Genomic DNA, 14427 nt, shown 5'->3' on the forward strand with positions numbered 1-14427 from the left:
TCATAAGACTTTAGCTGTTTCTCGCGTCTGCACGTCCTGCAAACCTTAGCGCGGCTGCACGTCGATCGCGAGTCCTGGTCGAACGCACAACCTCCGCCGAGTAGCGACCATGACCCTGACCTGCCTGTTCGACATCAACGAGACCGTGCTGGACCTGTCCGCGCTTGACGGCCTGTTCACCGAGCTGTTCGGCGACCCCCAGAGCCGCACGCTGTGGTTCGCCCAGACCCTGCAGAACGCCATGACCGCCGAGCTCTGCGGCCGGCACGCGCCCTTCGAGGCCCAGGGCCAGGCGGCGCTGGACATGATCGCGGCGCGGCTCGGCCGTACGCTGGCCGCAGCGGACAAGCAACGTGTCGCCGATGCGCTCAAACGGCTGCCCGCCCATGCCGATGTCCGCGCGGGCCTCGATTTTGCTCGGGCGCAGGGCGTGCGCTGCATCGCCTTCTCCAACAACGCCCGCGCCGCCACCCAGGCGCAGCTGGAATACGCCGGCCTGAGCGATGCTTTCGCCGACATCCTCTCGGCCGAGGACGCCGGCGCCAGCAAGCCGGTCACGGCCACCTATCGCCAGGCCGCCGCCAGCCTGGGTCAACCCACCGAGGGCCTGTGGCTGATCGCCGTCCATGCCTGGGACATCGCCGGCGCCCAGGCTGCCGGGTTCAGGGGTGCCCTGCTGCAGCGGCGTCCCGAGCAGGTGGCCAATCCTCTGGCGCCGCCCCTGGTGACCGCCGGCACGCTGCAAGAGGCAGTGGCGCGCATTCTGGCGCACGAGGGCCGCAGCTAGCGGCCTGGCATGCTAACGTCCGCGCCATCACCGGCCGGATGCCGGTTTTTCCAGACCGTGAGAGTCGCTTTGCCATGATGGATACCCTAGCCCGGCTGCGTGCCGGCGAACTGGCCGGGGCCACGCGCCTGACCCTGCGCGCCGACCTGACCGAATTCCCCGAAGAGCTCTATAGCCTGGCCGACAGCCTGGAAATCCTCGACCTGTCGGGCAATCGGCTGACCCGCCTGCCCGCCGACCTGGGCCGACTGCACCGGCTGCGCATTCTCTTCTGCTCGGGCAATCCCTTCACCGAGTTGCCGGAGGTGCTGGGTACGCTACCCAACCTGGAGATGATCGGCTTCAAGGCCTGCCAGCTGGAGCGGGTGAGTGCTGCGGCCCTGCCACCGCGCCTGCGCTGGCTGATCCTGACCGACAACCGCATCGCCGAGGTGCCCGCTGCCCTGGGTGAACGACCGGCGCTGCAAAAACTGATGTTGGCCGGCAACCGGCTGGAGGCTTTGCCGGCGAGCATGGCCGACCTGCACCAACTGGAGCTGCTGCGGCTGTCGGCGAATCGCTTCGCGACGCTGCCCCCGGCCATTCTCGCGCTGCCCCGGCTGACCTGGCTGGCCTATGGCGACAATCCCCTGGGGGCCGAGCGCGAGCGCGCGGTGCGCACCCAGGCGGCGCGGCAACAACGCATCGCCTGGAGCGACCTGGCGCTGGGCGAGCGGCTGGGGGAGGGCGCCTCCGGCATCATCCACCAGGCGCGCTGGCAGTCGCCCACGGGGCCGCGCGAGGTCGCCGTCAAGCTGTTCAAGGGCAGCATGACCAGCGATGGCACCCCGGAAAGCGAAAGCGCCGCCAGCCTCAGCGCCGGCACCCATCCCTGGCTGATCGGGGCCCTCGGCGATCTGGCCGAGCATCCCGAGCAGCGCAGCGGCCTGGTGCTGGAACTGGTGGAGCCGGCCTTCGGCAACCTGGCCGGACCGCCCAGCTTCACTACGTGCAGCCGTGACGTCTATCCGGAAGACACCCGCTTTACCGCCGCCGCCGTACGTGAGATGGCCGGCGGCATGGCCAGCGCCCTGGCGCACCTGCATGGCCACGGCTTGGTCCATGGTGACTTCTATGCCCACAACATCCTCTGGGACGGTGGCGCGCGCTGCCTGCTGGGCGACTTCGGGGGCGCCTCGCTGCTCCCTGAGGACGCTGCGCAAGCCGCGCGCCTGCAGCGCTTCGAGAGTCGTGCCTTCGGCATCCTGCTGGAAGAGTGGTTGACGCGGTGCAGCGAGCCGGTCGATCCAGCGTTGGCGGCCCTGGCCGCGGAGTGCCAGCAACCCGATCTCGATGCGCGCCCCCTGCTGGCCGAGGTGGCGCAGCGGCTGCAGGGCTAGTCCAGCGCCCAGTCCACGGCGGCCAGGGCGTGCAGTCGCGTGGTGTCGAACAGCGGCACCGCGCTGTCGCCCTGGTCCACCAGCAGCATGATCTCGGTGCAACCGAGCACGATGCCTTCGGCCCCCTGGGCGACCAGCTCGGCGATGATCGCGCGATAGGCTGTCCGCGACTCGGGGCGCACCTCGCCACGTACCAGCTCGTCATAGATGACGTGATGCACGGTCTGGCGCGCGGTCGCTTCGGGCACCAGGACCTCCAGACCGAAGTGTGCCGTCAGCCGCTCGCGATAGAAGGCCTGTTCCATGGTGAAGGCGGTGCCCAGCAGGCCGACAGTCCGCAGGCCCCGGGCGCGGATCGCCGCACCCGTGGGGTCGGCAATGTGCAGCAACGGCAGCGCCGTGGCTGCCTCGATCTCCGTTGCCAGGCAGTGCATGGTGTTGGTACAGAGCACCAGCGCCTCGGCGCCGCCGGCAGCCAGTTGCCGCGCATGGCCTTGTAGACGCTGACCAAGCGCCGTCCAGTCGCCGGCATGCTGCAGCGCGGCGATCTCGGCGAAATCCACCGACAGCAGCAGGCAGGCTGCCGAATGACTGCCGCCCAGCCGGCGCCGGACTTCTTCATTGAGGATGCGATAGTAGTGAGCCGAGCTTTCCCAGCTCATGCCGCCCAGCAGGCCAAGGGTGCGCATGGCGTGTCTCCCGTTATTCGCGAGGGCTTATCTTGCCTGGCAGGCAGGGCCTCTGAAGAGACGCAGTCGCGACCGGATCTAGGCATACAGTGGTCCTGGCCGCGGCTTTGGCCGGGCAGGTGGCGACTGCACTGGCTTCCGCTACGCTTCAAGGGGCCACTCCCGGCCCTGAAGGTGATCGTCATGCTCAAAGCGTTGCTCACCACGGTAGCCCTGACCCTCTTCGCCGCCGCCAGCGTCCAGGCGGCGCCCTGCCGCGACGCTCACGGCAAGTTCGTCAAATGCGACACAGCCAAGACCAAGGCGGCGCAATGCAAGGACAGCCAGGGCAGGTTCGCCAAGTGCGGCACACCTGGGGCCACGCCGGTCAACTAGAGGCGGCTATCTGGATATCAGGCGGGGCCTTGGCCGTGACGCCTCGCCTGACGTCACCAGCGGCGTCTGCCAGCGCCTGGCATGAGGGCCGCTAGTCCTTTTCCGCCGAGCCCGGCTCCGACCAGGCGCGATGACGCTCGGCCTTCTGGGCTTCGCTTTCCACCCGATTGAGCACCTCGCCCTCGTGCTGCACCTCGGGGCCGCCGCCATAGACATGGTCGAGGCCCTGCATCAGGGCGGCGTAGCCCTGGGCGGCCACCTGGACCGGATCGTTCTTGGGCCCGGCACCCACACTGGTGTCGTCCTCGCCGGCGCGGTGGAAGAAGTTGGTATCGGTCTGGCCGGGCATGAGCACCGTGAGGGTCACGCCGCTGTCCTTGAGTTCGTTGCGCAGGGCGAAGGCGAAGGAATTGATGAAGGCCTTGGAAGCGCCGTAGACGGCCTCGAAGGGAATCGGCGCGGTGGCCGAGATGGACGAGGTGAAGAGCACCCGGCCGCGACCGGCGGCGACCATGTCCGGCAACACCAGCTTGGCCAGGTGCACGGTGGACATCACATTGAGCTGGATCAGCGCCATCTCGTCTTCCAGCCGCGTCTGGCCAACGAAGGCGCCGCCCAGGCCGACGCCGGCGTTGAGCACCACGACGTCCAGCGGACGGCCCTGGCGGCGCAGGAATCTATAGGTCTCTTCCACGCCTACGGCGGTGCGCAGATCGGCCGCATGGCTCCAGACCTTGACCCCCAGGGCACGCAATTCGCGCTCGGCGGCGTCCAGCCCATCACCGCGGGAGACCAGCAGCAGATCGTGGCCATGGCGGGCCAGCTGCTTGGCCAGTTCGAAGCCGATGCCACTGGAGGCACCGGTGACGGCGGCCAGTGGCCGGGTAACATTGCTCATGCGGAAATCCTCTGCAGACCTGGTGTAGCTGGGATCGTCGCGGAGGCGCAGTGCTCCCCGCGGCCGACGGTTGACCCCTGACGGCATGGCATAATCGCCAGGCCGTCTGGAGGAGACAAGCGATGCAACCCGCTGACCTGGAAGCCCTGGTGACCTGGGCCATGCCCTATGGCAAGTACGCCGGCCGCCTGCTGGTCGACCTGCCGGGCCACTACCTCAACTGGTTCGCCCGCAGCGGCTTTCCGCCCGGTGAACTGGGCCGGCTGCTGGCGCTGATGCAGGAGATCGACCACAACGGCCTCAAGCCGCTGCTCGATCCGCTGCGCCGTCGCCGTTAGTCCGCCGCGCGATGCATGTCGACATGGGGGATGCCGTCCTCGTCGTACACCCCTGAACAGGGCGTGAAGCCATAGCGGCCATAGTAGGCCTGCAGATGAGCCTGGGCGGAGAGGAACAACGAACGTCCGGGCCAGCGCTCGGCGCAGACGCGCAAGGCTTCCGCCAGCAATAGATGGCCCAGACCGCTGCCGCGGCCCTCGGGGGCGACGATCACCCGACCGATCACCACTTCATCGCGTACGGAGCCCAGCAGGCGCAGGTAGGCGTGCAACTGGTCGTCGCGCCAACCGAACAGGTGCCAGACGTCGTCCGCCAGATCCAGGCCGTCGGGATCGGGATAGACGCACTGCTGCTCCACCACGAAGACCCGGGCGCGCAGGACCAGGGCGGCGTAGAGCTCGGCGGTAGTCAGCGCCGGGGCGGCGCGGCAGATCCACTGGATGGCCATGCTCAGTCCTTGCGCCGGCCGAACATGAAGCGGAAGCGATTGCGATTGAGCAGCACGTAGCCGGTCAACTGCAGCCCCGCTGCGAACAGCAGGCTGCGGATCGCGCCGGGGTCGGCAGGGCGGGGCCCCTGGTAGAGACCGTAAAGGGCGAAGGCCACGCCTAGCAGGCCGAGGATGAAGAAGACCAGACCTATCTTGGTCAGGCGACTTAGCTTTTTATCCATCACGGAGAGGAGGACTCCAGTAGTGGCCGTTCAGGCTTGGAAAGGCTCTATATCAAGGGTTTAAGAGGTTTTTTGTGCATCGATGTAGGTCTCATTTCACCGTGGAAATCTCGATTCGCACCACTTTGGCACCCAAGACGCCTTGCGGATCCTACACATCCAGGCTGAGCGGATTCAAACAGGAGACAGGCGGTTTCGATTGATGGCCTTTTGATTGCACTGCATCTCGCGATGATGTCCCACTCGAGGAGGTGTCTGTATGCATAGCTCCACGCAATATTCCAAACCCATGGCGCTGACACCCGAGGAGCGCGCCTGGTTGCCCTGGCTGGGTACCAATAGCAAGCTTGTGCGCAGGTGGGCCGCTTGCTTGAACCGGGATCGCCAATCTGAATTGGAGGCCACATTCGTCAGCTTCGCCAACACTCGTCGCGATCTACTGCAGACCTGGGCGGAAAGCATCTGGGAACATTTACGGACCTTGAAGGCGGCCATCACAGACCTGTCTGGGGAAGAGGTACCCGCCCTGCTGGCGGCCAAGCAACAGGTTATCCGGGACGCGAGCGAGATAGCGTTCATCGATGCCCAAGGCGAGGTGATAGTTTCCACCAAGACCAGCCGCATTGGTAGTTGCGATCTGCACAAGGATGCGGTACGCAACGGACTGACCCAGCGGTTCCTCCATGGCCCTTATGTGGATCCGGTGACGGAGGCGTTAGGGCGGACGTCCTCGAAGTTTCACGATGCGGTCACCCTAATGTTCTACGAGCCGGCCCGCTGTGGAGATCAGCAGGGTGCATTGATCGTGCGTATTCCCAATGATGTGCTCGGTGATCTGATCCAGCGCGAAGCGGGGCATATCTATCAGGATTCAGGCGACAACTATCTCTTCATGGTCGAATCGCGGTTCGATCCTAACCTGAAGCCGGGTATCGCCTTGTCGCGTTCGCGGTTCGAGGATTCGACCTTTTCCAAGGGGGAAAATCTGAAGAGTGGGGTCCGCACTGCCTTCGGTGACGTCCGGATCCGCAACCATACCGAATTCGAGATCGTCTTCAACGATCCCGCCACGGGTCAGCTCCATCCCGGCATTCGCGAGACCATCCGCCACGGTGAAAACCTCTTCGTCGACTATCCGGGGTATGCCGATTACCGTCATGTGCCCGTGGTCGGACGAGGCATCACCTTTTCACTGCCAGGATCGCCTGATCGTTGGGGCATGATGTGCGAAGCGGATCTGGAGGAAGTCTTTCGCTATCGCAGCCTGAGATACCGCCTCAACCTGCACTTCTTGGTGACCTCGCTCTGCTGCAGTCTGCTACCGCTGCTGACTTGTTCCAAACTGAACCTGGGGCTGGTCGCGCAGTGTGCAGCCGTAGTCACGAGCGCGATGGCGGGTACGGTCCTGTTCAGTGCGCGCGTCAGCAGACCGCTGATAAACAGACTCAGGAAGACCAGCCAAATGCTGCGAACCATCGCCGAAGGCGGCGGCGATCTCACCGAGCGGTTGCCGGCCCAAAACGAGCGGCCCGACGAAATCTCGTTGGTGGCCCAGTGGATCAACAGCCTGATCGACAGCCTTGGCCAAATGGTGGGGCAGGTGGTCATGACCAGTAGTGACATCGAACAGGCCAACAGCCAGCTGCAGGGAACCAGCCAGCGTTCATTGAATGAGTCTCAGCGGCTGCGCTCGTCACTCGAGTTGGGCATGCAGACGCTCGGCAGTCAGGTGAAGGAATTGGAAGAGGCGGGGACGGAGGTGGAGGTCATGCGCGCCCAGGTACGAACAGCTGCACAGGAGGCGCGTAAGCAGTTTCAGGAGGTCCAGAGCAGCAGCAGCGATATCCAGCGTTCGGTACAGGAGGCCACCGTCACCATCAAGCAGGTGAAAGACAGCGCCAGTGAAGTCGGCCGGGTCGTGACGGTAATCAACGCCATCGCCAATCAGACGAACCTGCTTGCCCTCAACGCCGCCATCGAGGCGGCGCGTGCGGGCGAAAGTGGCCGGGGCTTCGCCGTGGTTGCCGATGAAGTCCGGCAATTGGCTGATCGCACCTCACGTTCCACGGGAGAGATCGCCGACATGATCAGCAACATGCAGCGTCGAACCGAGGACGCCGTGGCCATCATGGACAGCAGCATTGAACAGCTGAAATCGGGCCTGCAATTGGCCTTGGCCGCTGCAGAAGACAGGCAGGAGGTTCAACAGGTGTTGCAACAACTGTTCATCACCATCGACAAGCTCACCGCTGGAACTCTGGAGAACGGGCAGCGATTCAGGGTCATGGGCAGCCTGGCGGCCAGTGTTCATCAGTCCAGTACCGCGGCGCATCAGAGTGCGCAGTTGACCGGTGGGGCAGTGTGCACACTGGAGCGGCTCGCCAACAGGTTCAAGGTGAGCGCTTGATCGCCGTAGCTTGACGGACTCGCAAGAGCGGTATGGTGTTGGCGGATGGGAAGTCAACGGGTACCGCTCATGTTCAGTCACATCCAGCTAGGTGCACGCGACCTGGAACGCTTGGTCGATTTTTACGATGCCGTTCTGCGTGAATTTGGTTTCGTGCGGATGCCCGTCGAGGACGACGGCGGTCCTCCTGGCTGCGGCTGGCAGCGGCAGGGTCGCCCCTGGCCGCAATTCTATGTGCAGATTCCCTTCAACGGCCTGCCCGCGTCCTGGGGCAATGGCGTGCAGGTGAGCTTCGCCGCGCCGTCGCGCCAGGCCGTGGAGGCCGCCTGGCACCGGGCATTGCAATCGGGCGGTAGCGACGAAGGCGCACCCGGGGTGCGCCCTGGCTACGGTGCGGACTTCTACGCCGCCTATTGCCGGGATCCGGAAGGCAACAAGCTGTGCTTCGTGCACGCCGAAGGACTGGTCGAGGCCAGCGCCTGAGGCGCTGGCCGGTCTAGCCTTGGGCGGCCAGGGCGACCGCGTCGGTACGGGCGGCCATGATGAAGTCGTTGCGGTGCAGGCCGCCGATGTTGTGGGTCCACCAGCTCACCGTCACCGCGCCCCATTCGGTGAGCAGGGCCGGGTGATGGTCTTCGTCCTGCGCCTCGCGGCCGACCCGGTTGGTGAAGTCCAGGGCTTCGAGAAAGTTGCCGAAGGCATAGCGGCGTTCCAGGCGCGCAATCCCTTCGCGTTCTACCAGCGTCCAGCCGGGGACCGCCTTAAGCAGCTCGGTGCTGGCGGCCGCGCTCAGGGCCGGCTCGCTGGAGCGGCAGGGGACGCAATGGGAATGGGCGAGATCGGCCATGGGGCGCTCCTTGGGGGAAGAAAGTCATGAAGGGGCAAGGGTAACAGACCCGTCGGTCAGCTCCCGGCGCCCCGTCCGACCATGGTCGAATGGTTCGAAACCGGTGCGCGCCGTACAACGGAAGGCAACAAGAACAACAGTTTCCCGCCGAGGAGATCGTCCCATGAGTGCCGCCTTCTACCCGGTCCGCGCGGAAGTCGCTTCCCGGACCCTGACCGATGAAGTCACCTATCGTCGCCTGTACCAGCAGTCCATCCTCAACCCGGATGGCTTCTGGCGCGAACAGGCCCAGCGCCTGGACTGGATCAAGCCCTTCAGCCGGGTCAAGCAGACCTCCTTCGACGATCATCGCGTCGACATCCAGTGGTTTGCCGACGGCACCCTGAACGCCTCCTACAACTGCCTGGATCGCCACCTGGAAACCCGTGGCGACCAGACCGCCATCATCTGGGAAGGCGACGATCCGGCCGACAGCCGTCACATCACCTACCGCGAACTGCATCGCGAGGTCTGCCAGCTGGCCAACGCCCTGCGCGGCCAGGACATCCACCGCGGCGACGTGGTGACCATCTACATGCCGATGATCCCCGAGGCCGTGGTCGCCATGCTGGCCTGCGCCCGCATCGGCGCGGTGCACTCGGTGGTGTTCGGCGGCTTCTCCCCCGAATCCCTGGCCGGCCGCATCAGCGACTGCCAGTCCAAGCTGGTGATCACCGCCGACGAAGGCGTGCGCGGCGGTCGCAAGATCCCGCTCAAGGCCAATGTCGACGAAGCCCTGACCAATCCGGCCACCCATTCGGTGCACAAGGTGATCGTCTGCAAGCGCACCGGTGCCGACATCGCCTGGCACCGCCACCGCGACGTCTGGTACGAAGAGATCACCTCGGTGGCCCCGGAACACTGCGAGCCCAAGGAGATGTCCGCCGAGGCGCCGCTGTTCATCCTCTATACCTCCGGCTCCACCGGCAAGCCCAAGGGCATCCTGCACACCACCGGTGGCTACCTGACCTATGCCGCCCTGACCCACGAGCGGGTCTTCGACTATCGCCCCGGCGAGGTCTACTGGTGCACGGCCGACGTCGGCTGGATCACCGGTCACAGCTATATCGTCTACGGCCCCCTGGCCAATGGCGCCACCACCCTGCTGTTCGAGGGCGTGCCCAACTACCCGGACGTCACCCGCATGGGCCAGGTGGTGGACAAGCACCAGGTCAACGTCCTCTACACCGCGCCCACCGCCATCCGCGCCATGATGGCCCAGGGCGATGCCGCCATGCAGGGCGTCGACGGCAGCAGCCTGCGCCTGCTCGGTTCGGTGGGCGAGCCCATCAATCCCGAGGCCTGGCACTGGTACTACAAGACCGTGGGCCAGGAACGCTGCCCCATCGTCGACACCTGGTGGCAGACCGAGACCGGCGGCATCCTCATCAGCCCGCTGCCCGGCGCCATCGGCCAGAAGCCCGGTTCGGCGACCCGTCCCTTCTTTGGCATCCAGCCGGCGCTGGTGGACAACGAAGGCAACCTGCTCGACGGCGCCGTGGAAGGCAACCTGGTGATCCTCGATTCCTGGCCGGGCCAGTCGCGTTCCATCTATGGCGACCACGACCGCTTCGTCGACACCTACTTCAAGACCTTCAAGGGCATGTACTTCACCGGTGACGGCGCCCGCCGCGACGAAGACGGCTACTACTGGATCACCGGTCGCGTCGACGACGTGCTCAACGTCTCCGGCCATCGCATGGGCACCGCCGAGATCGAGAGCGCCCTGGTGGCCCATCCCAAGGTCGCCGAAGCCGCGGTGGTGGGCATGCCCCATGACCTCAAGGGCCAGGGCATCTATGTCTACGTCACCCTCAACCAGGGCGAGGAGGGCAACGAGGCCCTGCGTCAAGAACTCAAGCAGTGGGTGCGCAAGGAGATCGGCCCCATCGCCACGCCCGACGTCATCCAGTGGGCGCCGGGGCTGCCCAAGACCCGTTCCGGCAAGATCATGAGACGCATCCTGCGCAAGATCGCCGTGGGTGAATACGACTCCCTCGGCGACATCTCCACCCTGGCCGATCCGGGGGTGGTGCAGCATCTGGTCGGGACTCACCAGCAGATGAGCCAGGCCGTCGCCTGATCATCGTCCACCAGCAGCCGCCCGCGTCCGTCTCCGGTCGCGGGCGGTTCGTTTTTGGCATCCCTGTAAAGACTTGTCGCCAGGGCAGAAGCCCTGGCCAGCCAGGCGGGGCTAGAATCGCGCCAGCCGGCGGACCGGAGGGCGCATCGGTCCGCTACCCGGGCAAAGGCTGGGACAGGGGCACTACTCCGGCGTACCATGCGTGCCACCCCACAAGGGTTTCATGGCGCGCGGTCCCGGATCGGTCCGCCCCCGCCGCTCTCGACAGGAAGCCAGACGTTAGATGACCATCCGCATCGCCTTTCTGCTATGGCCCGACGTTCGTCCGCTGACCGTGGGCCTGGTCGAGGAAGCGCTGGAACTCGCCGCTCGCCATTCGAGCGATACACCCTACGAGGTGCGCTTTCTGCAGGCCGGCAGCGAGTTGCAGCCGCGCCTGCCGGGTGGCCACTGGGAAGGGCAGCTGGAACGCCTGGATCGCCTTTTCGTGCTGGCCGACGAACCTTCGCTGACGCTGCCGCTACCCCTGGCCGCGGCTCTGCGTCAGACCGCCCGGGCCGGAGTGGTGCTGGGAGGCTTTTCCGCCGGGGTGCACATCCTCGCCCAGCTCGGTCTGCTCGACGGTCATCGCGCCGCCGTGCACTGGCGCTGGCTGGAGGAATTCAGCGAGCAGTTTCCCAAGGTCATCGCCACTCACCACCTCTATGAGTGGGACCGCGATCGCCTGACCGCCTGTGGCGGCCTGGCCATCCTCGATCTGCTGCTGGCGATGATCGGCCGCGATCGCGACGCGGAGCAGGCCGGCACCATCGCCGAGGAGCTGATCGTCGAGCGCCTGCGCGAAGGCAGCGAGCGGCAGCGCATTCCGCTGAAGAACCGGCTGGGGTCGAGTCATCCCAAGCTGACCCAGGCGGTCATGCTGATGGAGGCCAACATCGAAGAGCCGCTCACCACCGACGAGATCGCCCAGCACGTCTGCGTGTCCCGTCGGCAACTGGAGCGGATCTTCAAGCAGTACCTGGCGCGGGTGCCCAGCCAGTACTACCTGGAATTGCGCCTGAACCGGGCGCGCAAGATGCTCACCCAGACCAGCAAGTCCATCATCCAGATCGGCCTGTCCTGCGGCTTCTCGTCGGGACCGCATTTCTCCAGCGCCTATCGCAACTTCTTTGGTGTCACCCCCCGCGACGACCGCAACCAGCGCCGTGGCGCGGCGGGCGAGGGCAGCATGGTGGCCGAGCGCTAGGCGCCCGGCGCACCCCCTTCAGCTCACAGCGGCTCGGCCACCCCTTCGTCCAGCCAGGCGCCCAGCCGATCAGCCGGCAGGGGCGCGCCGCAATGGAATCCCTGGATCTCGTCCGCCGGCAGGTGCTGCAGCTGGCGCAGGTGCTCGGCGTCTTCCACGCCCTTGAGGGTCACCGTCAACCCCAGCGAGCGGCCGAGATCGATCATGGCGCGGACCAGGGCACTGTCTTCCGGCGCGTGGTTGCGCCGGGCGATCAGGCTGCGGTCCAGGCGGATGCCGTCCAGCGGATAGCGGCGCAGATAGGCCAGGGAGCAGAGGCCGGAACCGAAGTCGTCCAGGCACAGCCGTACGCCCAGGCCCTTGAGCGCGCTCAGGGTGTTGGCCACATCGGCCGCGGGGTCCAGCAGGGTGCGCTCGGTAAGTTCCAGTTCCAGGCGCGGGGCGGCCAGGCCACTCTGGTAGAGCGCCTCGGCCACGGTCTGCACCGGATCCTCGTTGGCGTGGAATTGCTGCGGCGACAGGTTGACCGACACCGAGAGCCGTTCCGGCCAGCCCTGGGCGTCGTGGCAGGCGGTCTCCAGCACCCAGCGGCCGAGGCGCTGGGCGAGTCCGGCGTCTTCGGCCAAGGCCAAAAAGTCCAGCGGCTCCAACAAGCCCTGGGTCGGGTGTTCCCAGCGCACCAGCGCCTCGAAGCCGCGCAGGCTGCCGTCGGCGAGGCTGCGCCGCGGCTGGTAGTAGAGACTGAGACGGTCGTCGCGCAGGGCCTGGCGCAGGTCCTGTTCCAGTTGCCGGCGCAACAGCACCTGTTCGTTCATGGCCGGTTCGTGGAAGCGCCAGGTGCCACGGCCAGCGGCCTTGGCCTGGTAGAGGGCGATGTCGGCCAGGCGCAACAACTCGGCCGGGATGCTGGTATCCCGCGGCGCCAGGGCCACGCCCAGGCTGCTGCCGATGAAGATGCGCTGCTCGCCGAGGCGGAAGGGCTGCCGCAGCTGCTCCACCAGCCGTCGACAGAGGTCGGCGATGGCGCCCGGCTCGCGTTCGCCGCTGAGCACCACGCAGAATTCATCGCCGCCCAGACGCGCCACCAGATCGGTGGCGGTCACGTTCTGCCGCAGACGCTGCGCCGCCTCCTGCAGTACCTGATCGCCGGCGGCATGGCCGAGGGCGTCGTTGACCGTCTTGAACCTATCCAGGTCGAGACTGAGCAGGGCCAGGGGACGGGGCTCCGGGCCCTCCAGGTGGGTGGCGAGAAATTGGTGCAGGCGGTGGCGATTGGGCAGGCCGGTGAGGGGGTCGTGCCAGGACAGGTGCTGGACCTGGGCCAGGGCCTCGATCTCGTCGGTGAGGTCGGTGACGGTGCCACGATAGCCACCCTCGGGAATGGCCCGGGCGGCCACCCGGCAGGTGCGCTCGCGACCGCTGCCATCCAGGTAGTGGCAGACCAGCGGGGGTCTCGGTTTGCGGTCGTGGGCATGGCCGGCCAGCCAGTGCGCCAGGGTATCGGCGTGGGGTGTCAGGAGTTCGTTGAGCGGCCGTCCCAGCCAGCGGTCGGCGGCTTCCCCGGTGACCTCGGCGAAGCGCTCCGAGACATAGACCAGGCGCAGACCGGCATCGACCTCCCACAGCCAGTCCGAGGTGGCCTCGGCGATGTCGCGGAAGCGTCGCTCGCCAATGGCCAGTTCGCTGCGACTGGCCAGCAGGTCATCGTACTGGGTATCCAGCTGGCGCATCGACAGCAGCGCCTGGCGAAACAGCCAGATCAGTCCCAGCAGCAGGATCAACACCCCGCCGCCGAACAGCGGCAGGGTCTGCTGCATCAGCCACAGCCCCGGACGCGGCGGACGCCAGGTCAACTGATAGCTGGAGCCGGGCAGTTGCCAGCTGGCGCGACTCCCGACCGGATCGGTGGTGATGCCGAGCGGTGGCAGGTTGTTGGCTTCGCTCAGGGTCGCCAGCCGGGCGGGACTCAGCACATTGACGAAGACCAGTACCGAAGCCGGCGTATCCAGGGAACGGACGCCGGGCTGGTCACCCGGGGTGATGGCCGCGGCGGCCACCAGCGCCGGCGTGCCGGCCACGTTGAGGACGCCAGACACGCTGCCGGCGCGGGCATCGACGCTGCGCGCCGCCGCCAGCAGACCAGCGATGTCGCCCTGCAGCCAGGGCGTAGCGGGATCGGCCAGTTGCCCTTCGAGCAGGCGATAGCGGGGCCGATCCTGGCTGTCGAACACCAGCACCCCTTCGTAGCCATAGACCCGGTACAGCGATTCGCCGAGATTGCCCTGGTCGTAGGCCCAGTCGTGGTCCAGCTCCAGGTGAAGGCGGCGATAGGCCTCGTCCCATTTGCTGTAGTCGATCAGGTTGCGGGCCACCTCTTCGTCGAGGCGGGTGAAGGTGCGGCCGACGGCACGCTCGGTGTGCTGGGCGACGGTGGCATCCTGGCGCACGGCATTGTCGACCAGCAGGTAGCAGCCCAGGCCGATAAGGCCCAGGAGCAGTACGCAAAGCGCTGGGAACAGCCGCAGGAGGACGGTATGGCCCCGTCGGCGCGGAGAGGCGCTACGGGACGCTGGAGAGGTAGGCATGCCTGGACCCTGGCTAGATGAGCGTTCCTGTGCCTTCGCCTGATCGGACCCGGGGGCGGCCAAGCGAAGCGGGTGAATCCT

The 14427-nt window shown here is 66.4% G+C and carries 14 protein-coding genes and 1 pseudogene; 9 read left to right on the forward strand and 6 right to left on the reverse strand.

Going from position 1 to position 14427, the window contains the following annotated elements; translation table 11 throughout:
• The first annotated feature begins 109 nt into the window (after nt 1–109).
• Complete coding sequence (locus tag V6W80_RS05690) at nt 110–787, forward strand: haloacid dehalogenase type II (RefSeq protein ID WP_064307307.1); 678 nt, start codon at nt 110–112, stop codon at nt 785–787.
• Between the two features lie 77 nt (nt 788–864).
• On the forward strand, nt 865–2166 hold the full coding sequence (locus V6W80_RS05695; RefSeq protein WP_242455137.1) for a leucine-rich repeat-containing protein kinase family protein: 1302 nt from the start codon (nt 865–867) through the stop codon (nt 2164–2166).
• On the opposite strand, the gene V6W80_RS05700 is transcribed toward V6W80_RS05695, so the two are convergent.
• Nucleotides 2163–2855 carry an aspartate/glutamate racemase family protein gene (locus V6W80_RS05700; RefSeq protein ID WP_093250421.1) on the reverse strand — a complete coding sequence of 231 codons (693 nt, stop codon included), beginning with the start codon at nt 2853–2855 and terminating at the stop codon, nt 2163–2165. The two genes, V6W80_RS05695 and V6W80_RS05700, sit on opposite strands and share 4 nt — an antisense overlap.
• Before the next feature lie 183 nt (nt 2856–3038).
• Between V6W80_RS05700 and V6W80_RS05705 the strand changes: the two genes are divergently transcribed.
• Nucleotides 3039–3230 (forward strand): hypothetical protein, encoded by a 192-nt coding sequence (locus V6W80_RS05705; protein ID WP_338546151.1) that lies wholly within the window; start codon nt 3039–3041, stop codon nt 3228–3230.
• Nucleotides 3231–3321: 91 nt separating this feature from the next.
• On the opposite strand, the gene V6W80_RS05710 is transcribed toward V6W80_RS05705, so the two are convergent.
• A complete protein-coding gene (locus V6W80_RS05710) occupies nt 3322–4128 on the reverse strand; it encodes an SDR family NAD(P)-dependent oxidoreductase (protein ID WP_017642438.1) in 807 nt (268 codons plus the stop codon).
• A 122-nt stretch (nt 4129–4250) separates the two neighbouring features.
• Here V6W80_RS05710 and V6W80_RS05715 point away from each other — a divergent pair, with 122 nt between their 5' ends.
• A complete protein-coding gene (locus tag V6W80_RS05715) occupies nt 4251–4466 on the forward strand; it encodes a DUF3820 family protein (protein ID WP_173148479.1) in 216 nt (71 codons plus the stop codon).
• Here the strand turns inward: V6W80_RS05715 and V6W80_RS05720 are convergent.
• Both V6W80_RS05720 and V6W80_RS05725 read right to left on the reverse strand, forming a co-directional pair.
• Nucleotides 4463–4915 (reverse strand): GNAT family N-acetyltransferase, encoded by a 453-nt coding sequence (locus tag V6W80_RS05720; RefSeq protein WP_017642436.1) that lies wholly within the window; start codon nt 4913–4915, stop codon nt 4463–4465. The genes V6W80_RS05715 and V6W80_RS05720 overlap by 4 nt on opposite strands.
• Before the next feature lie 2 nt (nt 4916–4917).
• The gene (locus V6W80_RS05725; RefSeq protein WP_017642435.1) at nt 4918–5139 is read right to left on the reverse strand and encodes a hypothetical protein; all 222 of its coding nucleotides are present in this window, start codon (nt 5137–5139) and stop codon (nt 4918–4920) included.
• A 1462-nt stretch (nt 5140–6601) separates the two neighbouring features.
• On the opposite strand from V6W80_RS05725, the pseudogene V6W80_RS23970 reads away from it, so the two are divergent.
• The 3 genes and pseudogenes from V6W80_RS23970 to V6W80_RS05735 all read left to right on the forward strand — a co-directional run.
• Nucleotides 6602–6661, forward strand: a pseudogene (locus V6W80_RS23970) (hypothetical protein); the annotation flags it as partial.
• 186 nt (nt 6662–6847) lie between these two features.
• On the forward strand, nt 6848–7546 hold the full coding sequence (locus tag V6W80_RS23975) for a methyl-accepting chemotaxis protein (protein WP_430707802.1): 699 nt from the start codon (nt 6848–6850) through the stop codon (nt 7544–7546).
• A gap of 69 nt (nt 7547–7615) precedes the next feature.
• On the forward strand, nt 7616–8029 hold the full coding sequence (locus V6W80_RS05735; RefSeq protein ID WP_017642433.1) for a VOC family protein: 414 nt from the start codon (nt 7616–7618) through the stop codon (nt 8027–8029).
• 13 nt (nt 8030–8042) lie between these two features.
• Here the strand turns inward: V6W80_RS05735 and V6W80_RS05740 are convergent, their stop codons facing one another.
• Nucleotides 8043–8393: a 4a-hydroxytetrahydrobiopterin dehydratase gene (locus V6W80_RS05740; protein ID WP_173148483.1), complete on the reverse strand. Its 351-nt coding sequence runs from the start codon at nt 8391–8393 to the stop codon at nt 8043–8045.
• 163 nt (nt 8394–8556) lie between these two features.
• On the opposite strand from V6W80_RS05740, the gene acs reads away from it, so the two are divergent.
• Both acs and V6W80_RS05750 read left to right on the forward strand, forming a co-directional pair.
• On the forward strand, nt 8557–10515 hold the full coding sequence (gene acs / locus V6W80_RS05745) for an acetate--CoA ligase (protein WP_017642431.1): 1959 nt from the start codon (nt 8557–8559) through the stop codon (nt 10513–10515).
• Nucleotides 10516–10798: 283 nt separating this feature from the next.
• Nucleotides 10799–11761 (forward strand): GlxA family transcriptional regulator, encoded by a 963-nt coding sequence (locus V6W80_RS05750; protein WP_338546156.1) that lies wholly within the window; start codon nt 10799–10801, stop codon nt 11759–11761.
• Between the two features lie 23 nt (nt 11762–11784).
• Here the strand turns inward: V6W80_RS05750 and V6W80_RS05755 are convergent, their stop codons facing one another.
• Nucleotides 11785–14346: a bifunctional diguanylate cyclase/phosphodiesterase gene (locus V6W80_RS05755; RefSeq protein WP_338546158.1), complete on the reverse strand. Its 2562-nt coding sequence runs from the start codon at nt 14344–14346 to the stop codon at nt 11785–11787.
• Between the last annotated feature and the right edge of the window lie 81 nt (nt 14347–14427).

Source organism: Pseudomonas benzopyrenica (assembly GCF_036884265.1).
In the GTDB taxonomy this organism is placed as follows: Bacteria; Pseudomonadota; Gammaproteobacteria; order Pseudomonadales; family Pseudomonadaceae; genus Chryseomonas; species Chryseomonas benzopyrenica.